At 73.0% G+C, this 23,109-nt stretch carries 16 protein-coding genes; 10 read left to right on the top strand and 6 right to left on the bottom strand.

Annotated features, from left to right (window positions below; genetic code table 11):
- Positions 1 to 17: 17 nt before the first annotated feature.
- A complete protein-coding gene (locus tag ACFU95_RS00760; protein WP_383819797.1) occupies positions 18 to 1,637 on the bottom strand; it encodes a M23 family metallopeptidase in 1,620 nt (539 codons plus the stop codon).
- A gap of 186 nt (positions 1,638 to 1,823) precedes the next feature.
- Positions 1,824 to 2,684 (bottom strand): esterase/lipase family protein, encoded by an 861-nt coding sequence (locus ACFU95_RS00755; protein ID WP_383819794.1) that lies wholly within the window; start codon positions 2,682 to 2,684, stop codon positions 1,824 to 1,826.
- Between the two features lie 648 nt (positions 2,685 to 3,332).
- Here ACFU95_RS00755 and ACFU95_RS00750 point away from each other — a divergent pair.
- A complete protein-coding gene (locus ACFU95_RS00750) occupies positions 3,333 to 3,749 on the top strand; it encodes a cobalamin B12-binding domain-containing protein (RefSeq protein ID WP_383819791.1) in 417 nt (138 codons plus the stop codon).
- 195 nt (positions 3,750 to 3,944) lie between these two features.
- Here the strand turns inward: ACFU95_RS00750 and ACFU95_RS00745 are convergent, their stop codons facing one another.
- Both ACFU95_RS00745 and ACFU95_RS00740 read right to left on the bottom strand, forming a co-directional pair.
- A complete protein-coding gene (locus tag ACFU95_RS00745) occupies positions 3,945 to 5,579 on the bottom strand; it encodes a DUF5691 domain-containing protein (protein WP_383819788.1) in 1,635 nt (544 codons plus the stop codon).
- 105 nt (positions 5,580 to 5,684) lie between these two features.
- A complete protein-coding gene (locus ACFU95_RS00740) occupies positions 5,685 to 7,040 on the bottom strand; it encodes an SWIM zinc finger family protein (RefSeq protein ID WP_383819786.1) in 1,356 nt (451 codons plus the stop codon).
- A 157-nt stretch (positions 7,041 to 7,197) separates the two neighbouring features.
- Between ACFU95_RS00740 and ACFU95_RS00735 the strand changes: the two genes are divergently transcribed.
- The 8 genes from ACFU95_RS00735 (at position 7,198) to sucD (ending at position 18,837) form a co-directional block, all read left to right on the top strand.
- Positions 7,198 to 8,328, top strand: coding sequence for an AAA family ATPase (locus tag ACFU95_RS00735; RefSeq protein WP_383819784.1), 1,131 nt, complete (start codon positions 7,198 to 7,200; stop codon positions 8,326 to 8,328).
- A gap of 266 nt (positions 8,329 to 8,594) precedes the next feature.
- The gene (locus ACFU95_RS00730) at positions 8,595 to 11,291 is read left to right on the top strand and encodes a DUF5682 family protein (RefSeq protein WP_383820433.1); all 2,697 of its coding nucleotides are present in this window, start codon (positions 8,595 to 8,597) and stop codon (positions 11,289 to 11,291) included.
- Positions 11,288 to 11,443 (top strand): hypothetical protein, encoded by a 156-nt coding sequence (locus tag ACFU95_RS00725; RefSeq protein WP_383819782.1) that lies wholly within the window; start codon positions 11,288 to 11,290, stop codon positions 11,441 to 11,443. The genes ACFU95_RS00730 and ACFU95_RS00725 overlap by 4 nt, the downstream gene beginning before the upstream one ends.
- A gap of 50 nt (positions 11,444 to 11,493) precedes the next feature.
- On the top strand, positions 11,494 to 12,642 hold the full coding sequence (locus tag ACFU95_RS00720; protein ID WP_383820431.1) for a VWA domain-containing protein: 1,149 nt from the start codon (positions 11,494 to 11,496) through the stop codon (positions 12,640 to 12,642).
- Positions 12,643 to 12,887: 245 nt separating this feature from the next.
- Positions 12,888 to 13,865 (top strand): hypothetical protein, encoded by a 978-nt coding sequence (locus tag ACFU95_RS00715; RefSeq protein ID WP_383819779.1) that lies wholly within the window; start codon positions 12,888 to 12,890, stop codon positions 13,863 to 13,865.
- A gap of 205 nt (positions 13,866 to 14,070) precedes the next feature.
- Positions 14,071 to 16,158 carry a hypothetical protein gene (locus tag ACFU95_RS00710; protein ID WP_383819776.1) on the top strand — a complete coding sequence of 696 codons (2,088 nt, stop codon included), beginning with the start codon at positions 14,071 to 14,073 and terminating at the stop codon, positions 16,156 to 16,158.
- Between the two features lie 588 nt (positions 16,159 to 16,746).
- A complete protein-coding gene (gene sucC, locus ACFU95_RS00705) occupies positions 16,747 to 17,925 on the top strand; it encodes an ADP-forming succinate--CoA ligase subunit beta (RefSeq protein ID WP_370263431.1) in 1,179 nt (392 codons plus the stop codon).
- 27 nt (positions 17,926 to 17,952) lie between these two features.
- Positions 17,953 to 18,837 carry a succinate--CoA ligase subunit alpha gene (gene sucD, locus ACFU95_RS00700; protein WP_383819772.1) on the top strand — a complete coding sequence of 295 codons (885 nt, stop codon included), beginning with the start codon at positions 17,953 to 17,955 and terminating at the stop codon, positions 18,835 to 18,837.
- Positions 18,838 to 18,931: 94 nt separating this feature from the next.
- Here the strand turns inward: sucD and ACFU95_RS00695 are convergent, their stop codons facing one another.
- Positions 18,932 to 20,122 (bottom strand): helix-turn-helix domain-containing protein, encoded by a 1,191-nt coding sequence (locus ACFU95_RS00695; RefSeq protein WP_383819770.1) that lies wholly within the window; start codon positions 20,120 to 20,122, stop codon positions 18,932 to 18,934.
- Positions 20,123 to 20,218: 96 nt separating this feature from the next.
- Between ACFU95_RS00695 and ACFU95_RS00690 the strand changes: the two genes are divergently transcribed.
- Positions 20,219 to 22,135 carry a DUF6350 family protein gene (locus ACFU95_RS00690; RefSeq protein WP_383819767.1) on the top strand — a complete coding sequence of 639 codons (1,917 nt, stop codon included), beginning with the start codon at positions 20,219 to 20,221 and terminating at the stop codon, positions 22,133 to 22,135.
- Positions 22,136 to 22,174: 39 nt separating this feature from the next.
- Here the strand turns inward: ACFU95_RS00690 and ACFU95_RS00685 are convergent, their stop codons facing one another.
- Positions 22,175 to 22,960 carry a hypothetical protein gene (locus ACFU95_RS00685; RefSeq protein WP_383819765.1) on the bottom strand — a complete coding sequence of 262 codons (786 nt, stop codon included), beginning with the start codon at positions 22,958 to 22,960 and terminating at the stop codon, positions 22,175 to 22,177.
- Between the last annotated feature and the right edge of the window lie 149 nt (positions 22,961 to 23,109).

The raw sequence follows: 23,109 nt of genomic DNA, 5'->3' as shown, positions 1-23,109 counted from the left end.
GGTCAACCGAGGGTCGGCTACGACGGGTCGAGGCCGTGACTGCGCAGCCACGGCAGCGGGTCTATGGCCGAACCGCCGCCCGGCCGGACCTCGAAGTGCAGGTGCGGGCCGGTCGAGTTGCCGGAGTTGCCGGAGTACGCGATCGGGTCGCCGGCCTTCACCGCCGTACCGGAGGCGACGCGGTAGCTGGAGAGGTGGCAGTACCACGTCTCCGTGCCGTCCTTCGCGGTCACGATCATCATGTTGCCGTAGGCGCTGTTCCACTGCGTCCGGACGGTGCCGTCGGTCGCCGCCATCACCGTCGTGCCGTACGACACGGGGAAGTCGATGCCGGTGTGCACGGACATCCAGTTGATGCCGGACTGGCCGTAGTAGGCGCTGAGGCCGTGCTGTGCGACCGGGACCGCGAACTTCGGGCGCAGCCGCTCCTTGCGGGCGGCCTCCTCGGCGGCCTTGCGCTTCTCGGCCGCCTGCTGGGCCTTGAGGTCGATGCGCTCCTGCGTACGGCTGGCCCGGTCGGCGAAGTCGTCGGCGCCGGCGGAGAGGCTGTCGAGCTGGGTGTCCAGCTTGTTGTTCGCGGTGGACGGCTGCACGGCCTCGCCGCCCGACGCCAGCGTGGTCGCGTCCTTGTCGTCGGTCAGGCTGCCGACGGAGGCGGCGGCGATCCCGGCGACGCCCATCACACACGCGGACGGTACGGCGATCGTCAGCAGCGCGGAGCGCTTGGGGGGCGTACGGCGGCGGGAGCGCGACCCGCTGCGGGAGGCGGCGCGCGGGGAGGGGGCCGGAGCGGACTCCTCCTGGTCGTCGAGGAGAGGGGCCGCGGCGGGGAGTCCGCCGGGGCCGGTCAGCTCGGCGTCGGGCTGGGCGGGATCGTCGTAGGCCGTGGGGTCGACGTGCTCGATCTGCTCGAAGTGGGCGGTCGCCTGCTGATCGAAGGATTCTGCTGACTGCTGGTACTCGTCGGCCGCCTGCGTGGTCGTGCCGTCGATTCCGCCGTCGGAGTTCCACTGCGTGGCGTCGTAGGTCCCGGTGTCGAAGGTCTGCGTGCCCCATTCCCACTGCTGGGTCTGGTCGGCCGGGGCGCCGGACTGGTCGGGCTGGGCCCAGGCGGTCGCGTCCCACTGACCGGAGGTGTCGTGGCCGTTGGCCTGCTGCGGGACGAAGTTCAGCCGCTCGTGCTCGGCGGTCCACGCGGTGGTGTCGTACGCGCCGGTGTCGTAGGCGGCGTGGTGCTGGGCCGCATAGGCGTCATAGTTCACGGTCTGGTGGCTGCCCGTGGACCACTGGGTGGTGTCGTACGCGCCCGTGTTCTCACCGGGAAGGCTGCCGAACAGGGGGTCCGCGTCGAAGGAGGTGGTGGCGTGAGCGGCGGCGCCGAATCCGGTGGCGTCGTAGGTGCCGTACGTGGTGGAGTCACCGTACTGGGCTTCCTGGGCGCCGTACGACACGTAGTGCGCCGAGGTGGCATCGGAAGCCGTGGTCGGGGAGGACATGGTCCCCGACGGGTGACGATCGTTCACCAACTTCTCTCTCGCCTCGACAACAGGGGCTGCCAGAGCAGTGCGGCGACTGTACCCGGCGGTATGCGGGCACGACAATCTTCGGCAGGTTTCGCGTGCGAAGGAAACGGGCATTCGGCCGTGTTTTGGCGGACTGTGGGCGCGAGTTTGGCCTTGCGTTCGAAGATTGTTCGATGTCGGCGGACTGTTCCGCGGCTGTGTGCCGGGTGCGATCCGGGTGTGATCCCGGTGTGATCCGCGTATGGGGCGGCTTGCGGAGAGGCCGGCGGGGGCGGTTGCCGGAGGTGGTCGCCGGATGCTTTACGCCACGGTCAGGCCGCCGGACTGCGGGGCGGCTTCTTCTCCTGTCCGTGCGGTGTCGAGGGCCTGCCGTATCCCGGTCGCCACGGCGGGGTGCACCGGCAGGGCGAGGTGGCCGATGCCGGTCACGCGGACGTTCTGCGCCATCAGGTCCGGGTGGTCGATGCAGGCCGTCTCCAGCGGGTCCATCAGATGGTCCAGATCGCTCCAGAAGCTCACGAAGTAGGTGCGGCAGCCGGGCGCGGGCCGGGCCAGTTCATCGAGGACCGGTGAGCCGGGGCGCATCTGACGCACGATCGGATGCGCGTTCGCCAGCGGGACGACGTGGGTGCCGGAGTGTGGCGTGCCGAGTGTGACCAGCGTGCGGACCCTGAGGTCGCCACCGAGGCGCTGCACGTAGTAGCGCGCTATCAGCCCGCCGAGGCTGTGTCCGACTATGTCCACCTGCCTGCTGCCGGTGCGCTCGCAGATCCCCTCTATGTGCCGGCCGAGCAGTTCGGCAGCGGCGCGGATGTCGCAGGTCAGCGGGGAGTAGTTGAGCGACTCGATCTGGTGCCTGCCGTGCTGGGCGAGGCTGCGGCGCAGCAGGACGAAGACCGAGCGGTTGTCGATGAAGCCGTGCAGCAGGACGACGGGTGGCTGGGTCCCCGTCGGCAGCGGGGCGGTGTCCCGGGCGGGAAGCGCGGGGGCGGTGCGGCGTTCCTGGGTGATGCCCGACGGATACAGGAGCACATGTCCGGCGAGGATCGCGATCTCCAGGGCGGTCGCCTTCAGCAGGGCAAGGGAGAGGCCGGCGAGTCTGCTCGGGAGCAGGCGTCGGCAGAGCGGAAGAAAGGGGAGTGCTGCCCCGGTGACCTTCATGGCCGACCTCCTTGCGGCACGCAGGAGGACGACTCCGGCCCCCGTGTGCCCTCGTGGGAAACCGCGGTGGAGGTGGCCGGCGAGGGCATGAAGAGGGCGCGTGGGGTGAGCGAGGCGCGTGATGTGCGTAGGTCGGATCGGCGATCGCGCACCGATGACCTGACGGGGCTCCCTGCCGGTGTGGCGACGAGGCTCCCCGCTGTCGTGCCTTACCTGCCCTACGTGCCCTTCGTGCCACCGTCGATGCGCCGTACCGCCACGGCGCGCGGTCCGCGGCGCGGTGGTGCGGCGACCTCGTTGCGGCTCCCGTTGCGCGTGGTTCCGCTGCGACGCGTGCACCGCAGACTGCTGCGGCCCGTGTGCCGCAGAGATATGGAACGGTGCGCGGCGAACGTGTCCCACCGTGTGATTTCCCCCTCGGTCCGCACCGCGAAACTGCCGGTTGCGGGATGCTGGCGATAACGTTCGTTCACTTCCTCGGGTGATGTGGCCTGAGGCGTCCGTGCCGTGAGGGCACGTCCGGCGAGCTGGGCGACGGAGAAGTGCGATAGGCGCACCATGTATGACATGTGCGGCGAGTGCGGCATAACTCAGACATGAGCGGTGCCTGTCGGTACGGATGGATGTAGTCGCTTCATGGAGGCAGTGATGGGTGTGGCAGCCGGTCCGATCCGCGTGGTGGTGGCCAAGCCTGGGCTCGACGGCCATGATCGGGGGGCCAAGGTGATCGCGCGGGCGCTGCGCGACGCCGGTATGGAGGTCATCTACACCGGGCTTCACCAGACGCCCGAGCAGATCGTCGGCACCGCGATCCAGGAGGACGCCGACGCGATCGGCCTGTCCATCCTCTCCGGTGCCCACAACACCCTCTTCGCCGCCGTGATCGAGCTGCTCAAGGAGCGGGATGCGCAGGACATCCTGGTCTTCGGCGGCGGGATCATCCCCGAGGCGGACATTCCCCCGCTGAAGGAGAAGGGCGTCGCGGAGATCTTCACGCCCGGGGCGACGACTCAGTCGATCGTGGACTGGGTGCGGGCGAATGTGCATCAGCCGGCGGGAGCTTAGGTCTCTGCTTGGGCCGGGTCCGGGTCCGGGTCCGGGTCCGGGTTTTGGGTCCGGGGCCGGGTTTGGGTGCGGGGTCGTACGGGTCGGTGTGCGGGTGCGGGTGCGGGTGCGGGTGCGGTGCGGGTGGGGCGGGGTGGCCATCCCCGGGGGCTGCCGCCCGCAGAACCCCGCTTCGGCTCTGAGCGGGCTTCGTCCTCAAACGCCGGACGGGCTGGGTATCTCCAGTTCATCGAGCATGGTCGCCCGCAGGCGCAACGTCGTGACGAGTCGCTGGAACGCCTCCGCCCAGTAGCCCCCGGCCCCCGGCGACGCGTCCTCCGGCTCGTCAGGGACCGCCAGCAGGCCGTTGAGGCGGCTTGCCTCGGCCGGGTCGAGACAGCGCTCGGCCAAGCCCATCACACCACTGAAACTCCATGGATAACTCCCCGCGTCCCGCGCGATGTTGAGCGCGTCGACCACCGCCCGCCCCAGGGGCCCGCTCCACGGCACCGCACACACCCCGAGTAGCTGAAACGCCTCGGAGAGACCGTGCGTCGCGATGAATCCGGCGACCCACTCGGCCCGTTCGGCGGAGCCCAGTGTGCCGAGGAGCTTGGCGCGCTCGGCCAGGGACACCGCCCCCGGACCGCCGGCCTCCGGAGCGGCGGGCGACCCGAGCAGCGCCCTCGCCCACTCACCGTCCCGCTGCCGTACCGCCGCCCGGCACCACGCCGCGTGCAGCTCGCCCTGCCAGCCGTCCGTCACCGGCAGCGCCACGAGCTCCCCAGGCGTACGCCCCCCGAGCCGCCCCGGCCAGGTGCCGAGCGGCGCCGCCTCCACCAACTGGCCGAACCACCAGGACCGTTCACCGCGCCCCGTCGGAGCCTTGGCCACGACCCCGTCGCGTTCCATGCCGGCGTCGCACTCATGTGGCGCTTCGACGGTGATCGTCGGAGTGTCCCGGGTGTGATCCAACGCCACGCTTGCGCTCGCCCGCACCGCCATCCGTGCCGCGAGAGCCGAACCCGGCAGCGCCGACAGCAGCTCCGCGGCCGTCGCCCGGACATTGCGGCTCCGGTCGGCCAGCGCCTGCTCCAGAAACGCCTCGTCCGGCGGCGCCAGCCCGGTCCGCAGCGAGTCCAGGAACATCAACCGGTCCTCGGCCCGCTCCGTCGCCCAGGTCGTGCTCAGCAGGTCGCGTGCCGCAGCGGGCTCCCGCGAGTGGATCGCGGAGAGCAGGGCGACCCGCTCGGCGAACAGCCCCTCCTGCCACAGCTGCCGGACTTCGGCCGAGTCATCGAGGTGCGGAAGCGACGCGCCCCCGCCCGGGGTCGAACGCAGGGCGAAACGCCAGTCCGGGTTCAGCCGGGCCAGCCACACCGCCCGCGGGCCGGCGAAGGCCAGCGCCGCCGGCCGCAGATCCGTACGGCCCCGCGCCGCGTCCAGCAGCGCGGGCAGCGTTTCCGGGGGCGGCGCGAAACCGTGGTCGTTCACTGTCGCGAGCCACTGGGGGAGCAGCTCCATGAGGTCCGGTGCCGTGCCTCTGCGGCCGCCGCTCCCGCCGGGACGGTCGGCCAACAGCATCGCCAGCCTGCGGGCCGCCGCCGGAGGCAGCGCCGGGCGGGCGTCCTCGGGCGCAGGTAGCGGCGGCCGTGCCGCCCGCGCCGGCTTCAGCCCGGCCCGCCGCCGTACGGTCTCCACGGCCGCCGTGTCCAGCAACGCCGCCGGAGCCTCCCGACCCGGCGCGCAGCCCGGAGGCGTGCGCCGGTCCGTTCCGAGGAGGGCCGCCGTGACGAGTTCCTCCCAGGCGCCCGGCGTCGGCGAATCCGCCGGAGCGGAGGGAGTGTTCATGAGGTTCATTCCCCTGTGCCTTCCTTTCTGCCGTCGTCTCTGCTGCCATGTCCGCTGTCGTGCCGGCTGTCCTGACTGCCGCGCGGGCGCCGGGCGAGGCGCCGCTCAGCACAGCCGCACCGCCTCCCCCTCGCCCTCCGGCCAGGCCGTCAGCGGAGTGAAGCCACGGTGGCCGCACTCGCCGAACACCTTGACCGGCCTGCCGCCCGACAACGCGACCAAGCGCCATAGGCCCGGCCGGGCGCGGGCGGCGGGTGTCAGCGGCAGGGCCGTGTCCGAGTCGGCGTCCGCCAGCTGCCACGAATCGCCGTCCGGCGTCGGTAGGACCCGGTCCAGGGTGACCGGGACGGAGTCCAGCCACGGATCGTCACGGAGCGCCTCTCCGTAACGAGCGGTCGCCTCGGCCGTCGTCACGCCGGGCGGCTGTATCGCCGCGGGCGCGGGCGGCGCGAACTGTTCGCCCAGGGCCGCCCGCAGCTGCCCGGTGCCCGGGTACGCCGCCACCTCCGCCTCCAGGGCCAGTCCGACCGGCAGCGCCAGCTCGGGCGCGCGGCCGGCGGCACCGTAGGAGAGGAGCAGTGCGGTACGGCCCGAGTCGGCGCCGTACAGCCATATCCGGCGCGTCGTCAGCTTCACGTCCGCCGTGTCGTACTGGGCGAGGACCAGCCAGCGGTCGCGCACCGGCGGGCCGTCCGCGGAGACGGGCAGGCCGACGCGGGAGCGCACCGTGTCCGACAGGGCGCCGGGCAGCCGCTCGCGGCGCAGCCAGCCCTGGTCGAGGAGGTGGAGGAGGGCGCACTCCTCCAGCAGACGCACCGGCCAGCCGGGACCGGACGCCGGGATCGCCCCCAGCTCCCGTACTCGCGCGGCCAGTCCGGGGGCCTGGGCGTCGACCATGCGGGCCGCGGTCTCCTCCCACATGCCGTACCCCGCCTGTTCCGCACCGGCCAGGCCGCCGCGCAGCAGGTCCGTCAGACGCTGCTCCAGCTCCGTCGCCCCCGCGGTGACCCGTACCGCGCGGCGCTCCGCCCGACGCCGCGCCGCCTCCGGATCACCGGACGCCGTCGAGGAAGCGGACGCTCCCGCCGCCCGTTTCTCCTCCGAGCGCTGCCTTCTCCCCCTTGCCCACTGCTCCGCCCAGTCCGGCGGCTGCGCCGGCGGCACCGCACCGTCCCCGCCCGCCCAGAGCAGCAGCAGCCCGAGGGCGTGCTTGCACGGGAACTTCCGGCTCGGGCAACTGCACTTGTACGCGGGCCCGGCGGCGTCCGCGATGTCGATGACCGTCTGATACGGCTTGCTGCCACTGCCTTTGCACAGCCCCCACACCGTCCCCTCGTCCGTACTTCCCGCCTCGGACCACGGCCCTGCCGCGCCGAGTTTGCTTCCCGCTTTGCGTGACGCGGCGTCAGGCGCCAGTGCCAGCACCTGGTCCGCGGTCCAGCGCACCCCCTGCTGAGTCATGCCACCGAAGGTAGATCCCACCACTGACAATCGGCCGGGGCGAAAGTGCCGCGAGCGGCCTCGCGGACGCGTTTGCGCAGGTCGGAACGCGTTGTCAGTGGCGTGGTGCAACGTTGGTGCCAGATCCGAACCGGCCGAGCTGGAGGGGGACTTTGCCATGACTGTGTCCGTTGAGCCGATGTCCGTCGAAGCGGGGGAGACGGAGTCGAGCCAGGCGTTGCGACCGCACGCCGAGAACGCCTTCGCCCATGAACTCGCCGCGTTGGCCGCGCAGGACGACCGCCCGCGCCCGGACCGCTGGAAGCTGTCGCCGTGGGCGGTGGCCACGTATCTGCTCGGCGGCACGCTGCCGGACGGCACGGTGATCACACCGAAATACGTGGGCCCGCGCCGCCTCGTCGAGGTCGCCGTCACCACGCTCGCCACCGATCGCGCCCTGCTCCTGCTCGGTGTGCCCGGCACCGCGAAGACCTGGGTCTCCGAGCACCTGGCGGCGGCGGTCAGCGGTGACTCGACGTTGCTGGTACAGGGCACGGCGGGCACACCGGAGGAGGCGATCCGGTACGGCTGGAACTACGCACAGCTGCTCGCGCACGGGCCGAGCCGTGACGCCCTCGTGCCGAGCCCCGTCATGCGGGCCATGGCGGAGGGGATGACCGCGCGCGTCGAGGAGCTGACCCGGATCCCGGCCGACGTGCAGGACACGCTGATCACGATCCTGTCGGAGAAGACGCTGCCGATACCGGAGTTGGGGCAGGAGGTGCAGGCGGTCCGCGGCTTCAACCTGATCGCCACGGCCAACGACCGCGACCGCGGGGTCAACGACCTCTCCAGCGCTCTGCGCCGCCGCTTCAACACGGTCGTGCTGCCGCTGCCGGAGAGCGTCGAGGCCGAGGTGGACATCGTCTCGCGCCGCGTCGACCAGATCGGCCGCTCCCTCGATCTCCCGGCCGCGCCCGACGGCGTCGACGAGATCCGCCGCGTCGTCACCGTCTTCCGGGAGCTGCGCGACGGGGTCACCTCCGACGGCCGCACGAAGGTGAAGTCGCCGAGCGGGACGCTGTCGACGGCGGAGGCCATCTCCGTCGTCACCAACGGCCTCGCCCTGGCCGCCCACTTCGGCGACGGAGTGCTGCGACCCGGCGACGTCGCCGCGGGGATTCTCGGCGCAGTCGTCCGCGATCCGGCGGCCGACCGGGTCGTCTGGCAGGAGTACCTGGAGGCGGTCGTGCGCGAGCGGGACGGCTGGACGGACTTCTACCGGGCATGCCGGGAGGTGAGCGCGTGAACGACGACCTGGGGTGGGGGCGCCCGAGCGGTGGGTCGACGAAGGGCGGATCTGTGACGGCGAGGGCGCGCTGGGCGTGGTCGTCCGGTGGCTGCGGAGGGGGAGGGCGCTGTGAGGAGTGACGAGGCGCGCGGGCCGCGGCCGGGAGCGCGGCGGTGTGCGGGGCGGAGGCGGGGGCGGGTCCGCCCGGCAGCCGGGGAGCGAGGCTGGGCGGTGGGGGAGCGAGGCCGGGCGGTCGGGGATCGAGGGGGGACGGCGTGACTGGTGTGGACAGGCTCGGGAGCGGGGGTCAGGGCGGCGGCGGGCCGCTGCTGCTCGGCGTACGGCACCACGGTCCCGGGTCGGCGCGGGCTGTGCGGGCGGCGTTGGAAGCGGCCCGGCCCCGCACCGTGCTGATCGAGGGGCCGCCCGAGGCCGATGAACTGATCCCGCTCGCCGCCGACGAGGCCATGCGGCCGCCGGTCGCCCTCCTTGCGCATGCCGTGGACGAGCCCGGCCGCTCGGCCTTCTGGCCGCTGGCCGAGTTCTCCCCGGAGTGGGTGGCGATCCGCTGGGCCCTGGAGCACCAGGTCCCGGCCCGCTTCATCGACCTGCCGGCCACGCATACGCTGGCGTGGGGCAAGGACACGGAGCCGGTGCCCGCCGAGACGGAAGCCGGCCAGCCCGAGGGCGAGCGGGGCGACGGGAACGGCCAGGACGCCACCTCGGCCGCCGATGTCAGGATCGACCCCCTCGCCGTTCTCGCCGAGGCCGGTGGTTACGACGACCCCGAGCGGTGGTGGGAGGACGTCGTCGAGCACCGGGGGATGGGGGACGGGGACGCGTTCGCGCCGTTTCTCGGGCTCGAGGAGGCCATGGAGGCGTTGCGCGAGACGTACGGGAGCGGCGGACATGAGCGGGATCTCGTGCGGGAGGCGTATATGCGGCTCCAAGTACGGGCGGCGCAGCGCGAGTTCGGGGGCGAGGTGGCGGTGGTGTGCGGGGCGTGGCATGTGCCCGCGCTGCGAGAGAAGACCACCGTGGCCGCCGACAAGGCCCTGCTGAAGGGGCTGCCCAAGGTCAAGGCCGACATGACCTGGGTGCCGTGGACCTATCGACGGCTCGCCCGGGCCGGCGGGTACGGGGCGGGGATCGACTCGCCGGGGTGGTACGGGCACCTCTTCGGCGCGCGGGACCGGCCGGTCGAGCGCTGGATGACCAAGGTGGCCGGGCTGCTGCGGGACGAGGACCGGATCGTGTCCTCGGCGCATGTCATCGAGGCGGTGCGGCTGGCTGAGACACTCGCGGCGATGCGCGGGCGTCCGTTGCCGGGGCTGAGCGAGACCACGGACGCGGTACGGGCGGTGATGTGCGAGGGCTCGGACGTGCCGTTGGCCCTGGTGCGGGATCGGCTGGTCGTGGGCGACATGCTGGGGGAAGTGCCGCGGTCGGCGCCGGCGGTGCCGTTGCAGCGGGATCTCGACCGGATTCAGCGTCGTCTGCGGATCAGACCGGAGGCGCTGGAGCGGGAGTTGGAACTCGACCTGCGCAAGGAGAACGACGCCGAGCGCAGCAGGCTGCTGCACCGGCTGCGACTGCTGGGCGTCGAGTGGGGCGAGCCGGTCGCGTCGCGGGGCAGTACGGGGACGTTCCGGGAGACATGGCGGCTGCGGTGGGAGCCGGAGCTGTCCGTGCGGGTCGCCGAGGCCGGGGTGTGGGGGACCACCGTGTTCGGCGCGGCGACCGCCAAGGCGGAGGCGGACGCCGTCGCCGCGCAGGGCCTCGCCGACGTCACCGCGCTCGCCGAGCGCTGCCTGCTGGCCGAACTGCCGGACGCGTTGCCCACGGTGATGCGGATCCTCGCCGACCGGGCCGCCCTCGACGCCGATGTCGGTCATCTGGCCCAGGCCCTGCCCGCGCTGGTCCGCTCCTTGCGGTACGGCGATGTGCGCGGCACGGACACCGGAGCGCTCACCGAGGTCGCCGCGGGGCTCGCCGAGCGCATCTTCGTGGGCCTTCCCCCGGCCTGCGTCGCCCTGGACGCGGACGCGGCCGACGAGATGCGGCGCCATGTGGACGCGGTGCACGGAGCGGTGGGGCTGCTGGGCGATGCGGTGGCCTCGGCGCAGGGCGCGCGGGTCGAGGTGTCTGTGTCGGCGCAGGGTGCGCGGGGCGTGGTGCCCGCGTCTGGGCAGGGCGCGCCGGGCCAGGTATCGGCTTCGGAGGAAGGCACCGAGGGCTGCGCTTCGGGGCAGAAAGTGGAGGGGCCCCCTTCGGCCCATGGCGCTGAGGGGTCTGCATCGGACCAGGGCGCCCACGGCCGGGCCGCCGCCGCGGGGCACGGCAGTCGGGGCGGGGGCACCCCGGGGCGCGGTGCACCGAGCAGGCGGCCCGCCCTCGGGCAGGGCGACCTCCGCGCCCGCTGGCACAGGGTGCTTCGGGTGCTGGCCGGGCGGGACACCGTGCCCGGCATCATCGGGGGGCGTGCCGTACGACTGCTGTTGGACGACGGGGAGTTGGGGCAGGACGAGGCGGCACGGCTGATGGGCCTCGCTCTGTCGCCGGGGACGCCGCCCGCGGACGCGGCCGCGTGGATCGAGGGGTTCGTCGGCGGTGGCTCCGGCGGCGGGATGCTGCTCGTGCACGACGAGCGGCTGCTCGGGCTGGTCGACGCGTGGCTGACGGGGGTGTCGGCGGAGGCGTTCACCGACGTGTTGCCCCTGCTGAGGCGGACCTTCTCGGCGTATGAACCCGGGGTGCGGCGGACCTTGGGCGAGTTGGTCCGGCGCGGGCCCGGGGTGCGGAGCAGTACCGGGGGTGCCGGATCCGGCATACCCGGATTCGCCGCCGAGCTCGACCTCCGGCGGGCGGATGCGGTGCTGCCGGTGGTGCGGTCGCTGCTGGGGCTGGACCAGGTGGACGAGGACTTCGAGAACGGCCGGAGAGGCATCGGCGAGAGCGACCTTGTGGGGGCGGCGGGATGACGACTGACGGAGTGATGGAACCGGGGGAGCGGGCCGGGATGGCCGACGCGGCCGGGCAACCGCACGGGCTCACGGCGCAGAGCCGGCCCACGACGACGACCGTGCCGGTGATCCCGCTGTGGGAGCGGACTCGCGAGGGAGTACGCCGATGACGACCGCCGACCGGCGCGCGCAGACGCCCGCCGACCACCGCGCACAGACGATGGATCTGGCCCAGGAGCGGCTACGGCGGTGGCGGATGGTGCTGGGCGGGGACAGCGCCGACGGCACCGGATGCGCGTTGTCCGGGCGGGACGCCGCGATGGACGGGGCGCTCTCCGCTCTCTACGGCAAGGGGGACAAGGCGCAGTCGGGCAGGGACCGTTCGGCGGGGCTCGGAGCGTCGGCGCCCTCCGTGGCGCGGTGGCTCGGAGACATCCGGACGTACTTCCCGTCGTCCGTCGTCCAGGTCATGCAGCGGGACGCCATCGACCGGCTCGGGCTGTCCACGCTGCTGCTGGAGCCGGAGATGCTGGAGGCCGTGGAGGCGGACGTGCATCTCGTCGGCACGCTGCTCTCGCTCAACAGGGCGATGCCGGAGACCACGAAGGAGACGGCACGCGCCGTCGTCCGCAAGGTCGTCGAGGACATCGAGAAGCGGCTCGCCACCCGTACCCGGGCCACCCTCACCGGTGCCCTCGACCGCAGCGCCCGTATCAACCGGCCACGCCACCACGACATCGACTGGAACCGTACGATCGCGGCCAACCTCAAGCACTACCTCCCGGAGTACCGGACGATCGTGCCGGAGCGGCTCATCGGGTACGGGCGGGCGTCGCGGTCCGTGAAGAAGGAAGTGGTCCTCTGCATCGACCAGTCGGGGTCGATGGCGGCGTCCGTGGTGTACGCGTCGGTGTTCGGAGCGGTGCTGGCGTCCATGCGGTCCATCAGTACGCGGCTCGTCGTCTTCGACACCTCCGTCGTCGACCTCACCGACCAGCTCGACGACCCGGTCGACGTCCTCTTCGGCACCCAGCTCGGCGGCGGCACGGACATCAACCGGGCGCTCGCGTACTGCCAGTCGCAGATCACCCGCCCCGCGGAGACGGTCGTCGTGCTGATCAGCGACCTCTACGAGGGAGGCATACGCAACGAGATGCTCAAGCGGGTCGCCGCGATGAAGGCGTCCGGGGTGCAGTTCGTGGCGTTGCTGGCGCTGTCGGACGAGGGGGCGCCCGCGTACGACCGGGACCACGCGGCCGCGCTCGCCGCGCTGGGCGCACCGGCCTTCGCGTGCACACCCGACCTGTTCCCGGAGGTGATGGCGGCGGCCATCGAGAAGCGGCCGATTCCGGTCCCGGACGCGGTGTGAGGAGGTGGACGGGGAGGAATTACCGGTGATTTGTCGACCTGGTGACTACCGACTTCGGCCAGCAAAACGGACATGAGTGCCCATCGGTAGCGGGGGGCTTGCGCGACCGCCGGAGGGGCGTGCGAGGATCGACGCCTCGTCAGCGGCGCGCCGCGCGCCGCACGTCCGTACCGTGTCCGGCTGACTCGTCGCCCGGCATGTGTACCTCTTACTCTGTTCCGCCGCACGGGAGGACCTGCCCCGTCTTGACCTGGCCAGCCACCTCGCCCGGTGCCGCTCTGCGCGTTCTGCGCATCGCGGCCGGGCGGCGTGCGCTGCAACTGGGCCTGTTGCTGGGTGGTCTGTTCGCCATCGGGTTCCTCTGCGGGGGGCAGGCGTGCGCGGCGGACGGGGTGTCGGCAGCCGGGGTCTCGGTGAACACGCCGTCCGCGTCGTCCGCCGGTCTGCGGTCGTCGACGGAAGACGCGGCGCGTCGGCTGGTCGGCGTTCCGGCCGAGCCCGACGCGCACGAGGAGTCGATGGCGCCCACCAAGCCTGCAGCTTCCCGGGACAGCCAAGGCCAGGTGCTCCGCCCCGAGACCGAGCACGTCACCGAGCACGTCACCCGGGCCGTCGGCACGCAGGTGGTTCAGCCGGTCGTTGACGTGGTCGAGTCGGTGACCGAGGGACTGGCCGAGGCACAGCCGGAGGCGCCGCCCACGTGGCCGAGCTGGCCGGGGCTGGAACTCCCCGAGTTCCCGGGCGTTCCCGGCAATGGCTTTCCGGCCTTTCCCGATCTGCCTGCCGTGCCTGCCATGCCTGCCGTGCCCGGGGAGACGTTGCCCGCGCCCGTCACCTCGACTCCGCAGCCGGGGTCCGAGGTGCCCGAAGCCGGTGCCGGACGGGACGACGAGGGGCGTACCGGCAAGGAAACGGCCGTCGCGTACGGCCCACGGTTCGTCGTCGGTACCGATGGCACCGCGTCCCGCGTCCCGGCAGCCCGGGGCGCGCACGGCAGTGAGCCGTCCGGTTACGCCCCCGTCCAGCAGGCGCCGGTCGAGCATCCGGGCGGTGTGCAGGGCAACCGTTCGGCGGGCGACAGCAGCACGCCGAGGCACGGGGACGCGCATGCCGTCTCGCTGAACCCGAGGGCGCCGCTGCGGCTGGTGCCTGGCGCCGCCGCCCGCGTCGAGGCGGACGAGATCCAGGACAGGCACCGGGACATTCCGGTTTCCCCCGCCTAGGCCAGAGGCCGGCCTTCCCCGCCGTGGACCTGCCGCGCGGGGGCGGAAACAGGTCTGCCCGTCCGTCCGGACACCCGCAGTTCCCGGATGTCCCCCGACATCCCCCGGACGGAAGCCTCCCCAACCGTCCGAAGTCCCGGAGCTCATCGCCGCTGCGATCCTCCGGGGACCTTCGGAGCCCAAGATCTAGGGATCCGACGCACGCATGAACAAGAACATCCGCCGTTCGATCGTCATAGCCGCCGGCGTCACCGGCGCCTGGGCGCTCGGTTCGGCCGCCGCCAGCGCGGACGAGCTGCCCGCCTCCACCCTCTCCGTACCGGACACGACCACCGACGCGGCTGACGCCGCCGACAGCGCCGACGCGCCCGGCCTGCTCGGCGGGGTCACCGGCACCGTTAACGGCGTCGTCTCCGACGTGACCGACACCGTCTCCGGAGCCACCGACGGCACCGGCGACACGGTCATCGGCACGGTCACCAACACGGCCACCGACACCGCCGACCAGACCCGCCGCTACGTCGACGCCAAGGTCAAGGTCCCGTCCGCCGCCCAGCCCACCACCTCCGCCTCCACCTCCACCAAGGCGAAGGGCGCCGCCCAGGCCATCCAGGGCGCCAAGGCCGCCCGCGCCGACAAGGCGGTGGCGCAGGCCGCGGACCAGGCCGGGGCCGACGTCCACGCGGGCGTCGCCGCCGCCGGCACCGACGCCAGGAGCGCCCCCGGCAACGACGCCCCACAGCTCCCCGGCACCGTCGACTACCTCTTCGGCCCCCTGGCCGCCTTCGCCCCCGAGCTGGAGCAGGCGCTCGCCGCCGCGCAGACGAAGGTGCAGGGCACGCAGGCGGCGGCCCGTTCACAGGCGCAGGGTGTCGAGGGCGTCGTACGGACGAAGGGGCAGTACGCCGTCGCGGGCGCGGGCCGTACCGCGGCGGGCGTGCGGTCCGCCGGGCAGGCCGCCGTCGCTTACGCCGACGCCAGGACCGCGGGCGCGGTGACGGCCGCCGGGTCCACCGCCACCGACCGGGCCACGGCCGTCACGGCGGCCGCCGAGGGCTCCGTCTCCGCCGTCCCGGGCCATGTCACCGGCACGGTCGGCGGCGTCGAGCAGCGTGTCGTCGGGACGGTCAGCGCGGTTCCCGGCACGGTCACCCCGGTCGTCGAGCAGACCGCCGACGCGGTCGTCCCGCCGATCGCGACCCAGGCCGTGAACGGTGTCCTGCCGGTCGCGGGGCACGCCGTCGAGGGTGTCGTACCGGCGGCCGGGCACGCCGTGGCCGGGGTCGTTCCCACCGCGGGCCACGCGCTCGCAGGGGCGACCCCGGTCGCCGTGAGCGCGGTCGACAGCGTCCAGTCGGTCGCCGGCGGCGCGGTGACCGGCGTGCGGCCGGTCGTCGGCCAGGCGGTGGACGGCGTCGTTCCGGTCGCCGGCGGTGCGGTGGCCGGGGTCGCCCGGACCGCCGGTCACACGGTCGATGCCGCGACCGCGCTGGCGTACGGCGTGGTCGCCGACGTCCAGCCGGTCGTCGGCGGGGTCGCCCAGGGCGTGCGGCCGGTGGCTCACGGTGCGGTCGGCGACGTCCAGTACCTCGTCCACGGCACCGTCTCCGAGGTCCGGCCCGTCGCTTCCGGCGCCGTCGCCGACGTGCGGCCCATCGCCTCCGGCGCCGTCGCCGACGTGCGGCCGGTCGTGAACGGCGTCGCCACCGACATACCCCCGTACGCCACCGGCCTGGTCGGCCACGTCGCCGGAGACGTCACCGGTACCGTCCTGCCGCCCGTCGCCGACACCGCGGTGCACGGCGTCGTGCCGGTCGCGGGGCAGGCCGTCGCCGACTCCGGTCCGCTGGCGTACGGCGTGGTCGGTGACGTCCAGCCGTTCGCGGGCGGGGTCGTCGGCGAGGTGGACCCGCTCGTGTACGGGGTGGCCGGGCAGGCAGTGCCGTTCGCGGAAGGCGTCACCGGCGCCGTGCGGCCCGTCGTCGACACCGTCGTGGACACGGTCCGCCCGGTCGTGCGGGGCGTCGGCGGCAGTGCCACGACGCTGGCGTACGGCGTGGTCGGCGAGGTCGACCCCTTCGTGTACGGGGTGGCCGGCCAGGCCGTGCCGTTCGCCGAGGACCTGACCCGGACCGTCGAGGGCTCGGCCGGCCCGCTGGCCGGCAACGCCGTCGGCGGCGTGCAGCGGGTCGCCCGCTCCGTCACGCCGGGTTACGCGCAGGACCTCCACCGGAACCTCCACCAGCACCTCCGGCAGGACCTCCACGGCGACAGCGGCGCGTACGGCATCTGACGCACCGCCCCCAGGTGTCGTACGACGGCCCGCCCCGGCGGAGCCCGTACGACGCACCCGCCGCCCCGGCGAGCGTGACCACCGCGTTCCCGGGGCGACCGACCGACTCCGCGGGGCGGACGGACCTGGACGGCCGAAAACCGTCGGCTGATCCGACCGGAGCACCGCGGACGGGTCGGGGTGCTCCCCATTGGGGTGGGGAGCACCCTGGCCGGAGCCCACAGGGGCGGCCCATTCGTGCCCCTTCGGGCTGTTCAAGGGACCCCACCGGGTCAACCCCAACCCGGTGGGGTCCTGCCTCCGCCGGCTGCCCTTGTGTGCCCGGCAGGTTCCCGTTCGCTCACAGTCGGCACGCCGTGCCAGAGATCTTTGCTGATCGCGGCATCATGTGACAGGTATCACCGCTCAGGTGTGACCCTCGATTTAGGGGCCCTCCGCAACCAGCGATAACCTGCGAGACGGACATGCCGCGCGCTCGGACACCGTGTGCGCCTCCCTTGTGACAGACAGCGGTCGGACGTCACGTTGCCCTCGCGGCACGCCCACGCAGACAACGAACCGCGAGATCACTGATAGGGACGGAAGCGCGTGGACCTGTTCGAGTACCAGGCGAGGGACCTCTTCGCCAAGCACGATGTACCGGTGCTGGCCGGTGAAGTCATCGACACGCCTGAGGCGGCCCGCGCAGCCACTGAGCGTCTCGGTGGCAAGTCCGTCGTCAAGGCCCAGGTGAAGGTCGGCGGCCGTGGCAAGGCCGGTGGCGTCAAGCTCGCCGCGAACGCGGACGAGGCCGTCGCCCGCGCGACGGACATCCTCGGCATGGACATCAAGGGCCACACGGTCCACAAGGTGATGATCGCCGAGACGGCCCCGGAGATCCTGGAGGAGTACTACGTCTCCTTCCTCCTCGACCGTGCCAACCGCACCTTCCTCTCCATCGCGTCCGTCGAGGGCGGCATGGAGATCGAGGAGGTGGCGGCCACCCGCCCGGAGGCCGTCGCCAAGATCGCGATCGACGCCATCGACGGCGTGGACGAGGCCAAGGCCCGCGAGATCGTCGAGGCCGCCAAGTTCCCGGCCGAGGTCGCGGACAAGGTCGTGAACGTCCTCGTCACGCTGTGGGACACCTTCATCAAGTCGGACGCCCTCCTCGTCGAGGTCAACCCGCTCGCGAAGGTCGCCTCCGGTGACGTCATCGCCCTGGACGGCAAGGTGTCGCTCGACGACAACGCCGAGTTCCGTCACGACTGGGACGAGCTGCACGACAAGGCCGCGGCCAACCCGCTCGAGGCCGCCGCCAAGGAGAAGAACCTCAACTACGTCAAGCTCGACGGTGAGGTCGGCATCATCGGCAACGGCGCGGGTCTCGTCATGAGCACCCTGGACGTCGTCGCGTACGCCGGTGAGAACCACGGCAACGTCAAGCCGGCCAACTTCCTGGACATCGGCGGTGGCGCCTCCGCCCAGGTCATGGCCAACGGCCTGGAGATCATCCTCGGCGACCCGGACGTCAAGTCCGTGTTCGTCAACGTCTTCGGTGGCATCACCGCCTGTGACGAGGTCGCCAACGGCATCGTCCAGGCTCTGAAGCTCCTGGAGGACCGCGGCGAGAACGTCAGCAAGCCGCTCGTCGTCCGCCTCGACGGCAACAACGCCGAGCTCGGCCGGCAGATCCTCACCGACGCCAACCACCCGCTGGTCCAGCGCGTCGACACCATGGACGGCGCGGCCGACAAGGCCGCCGAACTGGCTCACGCCGCCAAGTAAGCACTCAGGACGAGGACACAACACACCATGGCTATCTGGCTCAACAAGGACAGCAAGGTCATCGTCCAGGGCATGACCGGCGCCACGGGCATGAAGCACACCAAGCTCATGCTCGCTGACGGCACCGAGGTCGTGGGCGGCGTGAACCCGCGCAAGGCGGGTCAGACCGTGGACTTCGACGGCACCGAGGTACCCGTCTTCGGGACCGTCAAGGAGGCCATCGAGAAGACCGGCGCCAACGTCTCCGTCATCTTCGTGCCGGAGAAGTTCACCAAGGACGCGGTCATCGAGGCCATCGACGCCGAGATCGCGCTCGCCGTCGTGATCACCGAGGGCATCGCGGTGCACGACTCCGCGAACTTCTGGGCGTACGCGGGCAAGAAGGGCAACAAGACCCGGATCATCGGCCCGAACTGCCCCGGCATCATCACCCCGGGTCAGTCGAACGTCGGCATCATCCCGGGCGACATCACCAAGCCGGGCCGTATCGGCCTGGTCTCGAAGTCCGGCACGCTGACGTACCAGATGATGTACGAGCTGCGTGACATCGGCTTCTCGACCGCCGTCGGCATCGGTGGCGACCCGATCATCGGCACCACGCACATCGACGCGCTCGCCGCGTTCGAGGCCGACCCCGACACCGACCTGATCGTCATGATCGGCGAGATCGGTGGCGACGCCGAGGAGCGGGCCGCGGACTTCATCGCGAAGAACGTGACCAAGCCGGTCGTCGGCTACGTCGCGGGCTTCACCGCGCCCGAGGGCAAGACCATGGGCCACGCCGGCGCCATCGTCTCCGGTTCGTCCGGCACCGCCCAGGCGAAGAAGGAGGCCCTGGAGGCCGCGGGCGTCAAGGTCGGCAAGACGCCGACGGAGACCGCGAAGCTCGCGCGCGAGATCCTGGGCGGCTGAGCTCAGTAACGGCAGTCACCTGAACGCCGGTGGGCCCGTTCCCCGAGTGGGGGGCGGGCCCACCGGCGTTCACGCGCGCTCGCGACAAGCCGGCTCACCACCCCTGCGGCAGCACCCGTTCCGGGCCGCCCGGCATCTCCTCGCGCAGCTTCGTCCGCAGCTCCCGCTCCCTCTCCGACAACGGCCCCGGCGCCACCCTCGGGGGCACGCCGAGCACCGTCTCCCCCGGCGGAACCGGTGGTTCGTACTGGGTCGGAGCCGTCCGCAGGGTGAGGGCCGTCGTGCCGATGAGGGCCACCGTGAACGCGATCGCCGCCCGGGTCCAGAACCGTGCCCGGCGCTCGCTGCCGTCGCGCACCGTCGCCGGCCTGGCCGCGCGCAGGCGCTCCGTGGCGGCCAGTTCGGCCAGGCGGTGGTGGAGTTCGGTGGGGTCGGACAGGCCCGGCAGACGGGCGGCCACCGCGGCGCGGGCGTGCAGGAGGCGTTTCGCCGTCGCCGGTGTGGTCGCCTCCGCCTCCGCCGCCGTCTCAGGCAGGTCGAGGCCCACCCCGTCGTAGAGGAGCAGCGTGCGGCGCTGGGGCGGCGGGAGTTTGAGCAGCACCTCCAGCAGGGCACGGTCGGACGCGTCGGAGGGCGGGGGCTCGGGGTGCCGGTAGCGGGGGCGGAACCGGTGCCAGGGGGAGAGGACGAAGTCGTACGCCGTCGCCCGCACCCAGCCCGCCGGGTCCCGGTCGCAGGCCACCTCGGGCCAACGCTGCCAGGCGAGTTGGAAGGCCCGCTCGACCGATTCGCGGGCGAGTTCGCGGCGCCCGCTGAGCAGATAGGTCTGCCGCACGAGGGCGGGGGCGCAGAAGGCGTAGAGCGCGTCGAAGGCCTGAGCGGGGGTGAGGGGGCGTTCGGGCCGGGGCTCGGGGGCGGGGGCCGGTGCGTCGGCACGTGCCGCGTCCTCGGTGGCGACGGTTGCGGGGCCGTCCATGGTGGCGATCGCCGTTACGACGGGCTGGGCGCCCTCAGCCGCACCCTGAGGCCCCGTCATCTCAAGCTCCAGCGCGGCTTCCTGAGCCTCCGTCCTCTCCCGCGCCCGCTCCGCGAGCAACGTGAGCAGTCGTGCGTACGCCTCCCTCCTGCCGCCGCGCGGAGTCGTGCGACCGCTCTCCCACGCGCGTACCGTCTCGCGGCTGACGCCCACCCGTGCCGCGACCTGAGCCTGCGTCAATGAACAGACCTCGCGCAGGCGTCGGCGTTCCTTGGGCGGGGGAAGCGGGCTTCCAGGGCTCTGCGTCACCGTACGCCCCTTCGGTGGAAAAGGTACATAAACATATATTGGGCGACACATCGGAGGTTCGCCTGTTACGACGGGAAAGCGCGTGTCGTTGGGACCATGGCGTGCGTGATCGAGATGACCGCCCGCCGAATGCCCCTGTCGTCCCTGCTCACTCGGATCCGCTATCGGACGCCCGGGCTGGGCGCCAGCCTGCTGAGCGGCGCGGTGGCGGCGGGGTTGGGGCTCGGCGCGCTCGCCGTGCTGGTGATCGTGCTGTGGATCAGTTCGCCCTATCCGGACAGCGGGCCGGGCGGCGCGCTCCAGGTCGCCGCCGTGCTGTGGCTGTTGGCGCACGGCGCGGAACTGGTCCGCGCCGACACCCTCTCCGGTGTCCCCGTGCCGGTCGGGGTCACACCGCTGCTGCTGCTCATGCTGCCGGTGTGGCTCGTGCACCGGGCGGCGCGGGACGCGGCGGCGGACGGCGGTGACGGGGCGCCCGTGGTGTCGGGCCGTACGGCGTGGGCGGGCGTCGTGCTCGGGTACCTCGCGGTCGGGGTGGGTGCCGCGGTGTACGCGGCCGGCGGTGAGCTGCGGCCGGAGTGGTTCTGGACCGCGCTGTGTGTCCCCCTGGTCGTGATGGGGGCGGCGGGCGTCGGCGTGTGGACGGCGTGCGAGCTGCGGCCGGAAGCGGCGGACGGTCTGCTGGGCGCGCTGCCGAAGCCGGGGCGGCGACTGGTGTCCGAGGCCGAGGCGCCCGCCCGTCTCGCGGCTGCCGCTCGGGCGGCGGGAGCGGGAGCGGCCGCGCTCGTCGGGGGCGGTGCGGTGCTGGTGGGCGGGTCGCTGGTGTGGCACGGCGGGGCGGCGCGGGCGTCCTTTCTGGAACTGACGGACGGCTGGTCGGGGCGGTTCGCGGTGCTGCTGCTGTGCGCGGCGCTCGTGCCGAACGCGGCGGTGTGGGCGGCGTCGTACGCCCTCGGGCCGGGGTTCGTGCTCGGCGTGGGGCATGTGGTGGGGCCGCTGTCCTCGACACCGGCGCCCCTGCTGCCGCCGCTTCCGTTGCTGGAGGCGGTGCCCGGGGCGGGGGTCGGCGGGCCGTTGCAGTGGGGGGTCGGGGCGGTGCCGGTGGTGGCGGGCTTGGTGGTGGGTTGGTTCGCTGCGGCGTGGGGCCGGGGGGCCGAGGCTCCGGGTGGGCCGGCGACCGAGGGCGGCGGAATGTGGAGCGGGCGGAACTCCGCGACGGCGCGGTCACAGGCCGGGCAGGTGTCCGCCGTGGCCTGGGCACCCGGCCGGACCGCCGGGGTCGCCCTGCTGGCGTCCCTGCTCTGCGCGGTCGCGGTCGCTCTGCTGGCCGCGCTGTCGGGCGGGCCGCTGGGCCGTGGGGTGCTGGCGGAGTTCGGGCCGGTGTGGTGGCAGGTGGGGGCGGCGACGCTGGCGTGGGTCGCGGTGCTGGCCGTTCCCGTGGCGGTGGTGGTGCGGGGGTGGCGGTGCCGGACGGGGTGGGTGCCGCGGGAAGCTCGGGTGGGCGGGACGCAGGACGCCCGGATCGGCAAGCCCCGGGGTGAGGCGGCGGAGCCGGGGGCGGGCGACGCGGCGCCGACGGACTCGAAGACGCGGCACTCGGCCTACGGTGAGGAAGGTCCCTTCACGGCGTTGGCCCAGGACCAGGCCGCTCCACGGCAGGGCAAGGACCAGGAAGCCGGGCCCGCGGCATACGCCGAGGACGGGCCCTACGAGGCCGCCGGCCAGGGCGTGCCGTACGGGGCGTACGACCACGACACGACTTTCGAGCCGGACGACTTCCCGCCCGCCGAACCGACCGAGCCGGACGACTCCCGGTCCGCCGAGCCGTCACCGGAATCGCCGTCCTCGTCCTCGCCCTCGCTCTTGCCCTCGCCCTGGTACGACGATGCCTCGCGCGCTGCGCGCTGGGCGGCGATGAAGGAGGCGTCGGCTCCGGTGGCACCGTCGGATCCACCGGCGGCCCCTGAGCCTGCTGAGCCCGCTGACGTCCCTGAGCCGCCGTCATCGCAGTGAACCACCGGGTGCGGCGTTGCGGCGTTGCGGCGCAACCCCTCAGGTCTCCGCGCCCAGGACTCCCCGCAACTTCTCCGGCAGAAGCTCGTTGCACGACTGCTTCGCCTCGTTGGTCAGCGCGTCGTTCGTGCACGTGTAGTAGTCGCTGTAGACCACCTGCGCCGTGAACCCGGCGGCGACCACCGCGATGGCGAGGGACGCCGTGACCAGCCCGCTGATCGCCGCTGTCGTCTGCGGCCGGCCGGGGGGCCGGGGGGCGGCCGGGGTGTTCGGGTCGGGGGTGCGGGGCTTGGCGCGCAGGCTGCCGATGCCCCAGTAGAGGGCCAGCGCGCCCAGCAGCAGGGCCACGTACGGCCAGCTGAACAGGGCGAAGAAGAAGGCCCACATGCCGGAGAGCAGGGCGTAGCGAGCGCGGCGCTGGGCGGGGTCGGTGGGGTCCCAGCGCATGCCGGTGCCGGGGGTGCCGTTCCCGGGGCCGTCCTGGCCGCCGCGGGGGTGGTCGCCGAAGCTGCCGGGGGAGCGGCCCGGCTGGCGGTCGCTCCACTGGTTGCCCCACGGTGACTGGCCGTCGCCCTGGTCGGACCCCTGCGAACCGTCCTCGCCCGCCGGGCGCCGCGGCTGCCACGGGCGGTCCGGCGTGCCCTCCGGCGGCGGGGCGAAGGGGTTGTCGTCCTGGGCGCCACCGCTCTGTTCGTCGCCGGACTTCTTGTCCGAGGGCGCGTCGGGAGGCGAGGCGGGCCGCTCTCTCAGCAGGACGGCGCCACGCTTCCCTCCCTGCGCGGACTGCGGAGGGAGTGTGAGGAGTCGCAGGCTGCGGTCCGACATCAAGTGAGCGTCTTCCCCTTGGTGAACGACTGATCCGACATGAGCTGTCGCTTCGTGAACGCACCGCACCACAAGCGCGTTCCCGGTCCAGCTTCCCCAGACGCTACCTTCCGGCCACGCCCCCGTCCCGTGGGGGCTGTCCGGAGTGC

Origin of the sequence: Streptomyces sp. NPDC057623, assembly GCF_042800355.1 — a bacterium.
Lineage (GTDB): Bacteria > Actinomycetota > Actinomycetes > Streptomycetales > Streptomycetaceae > Streptomyces.
This window is presented reverse-complemented; position numbering and strand designations above follow the sequence as displayed.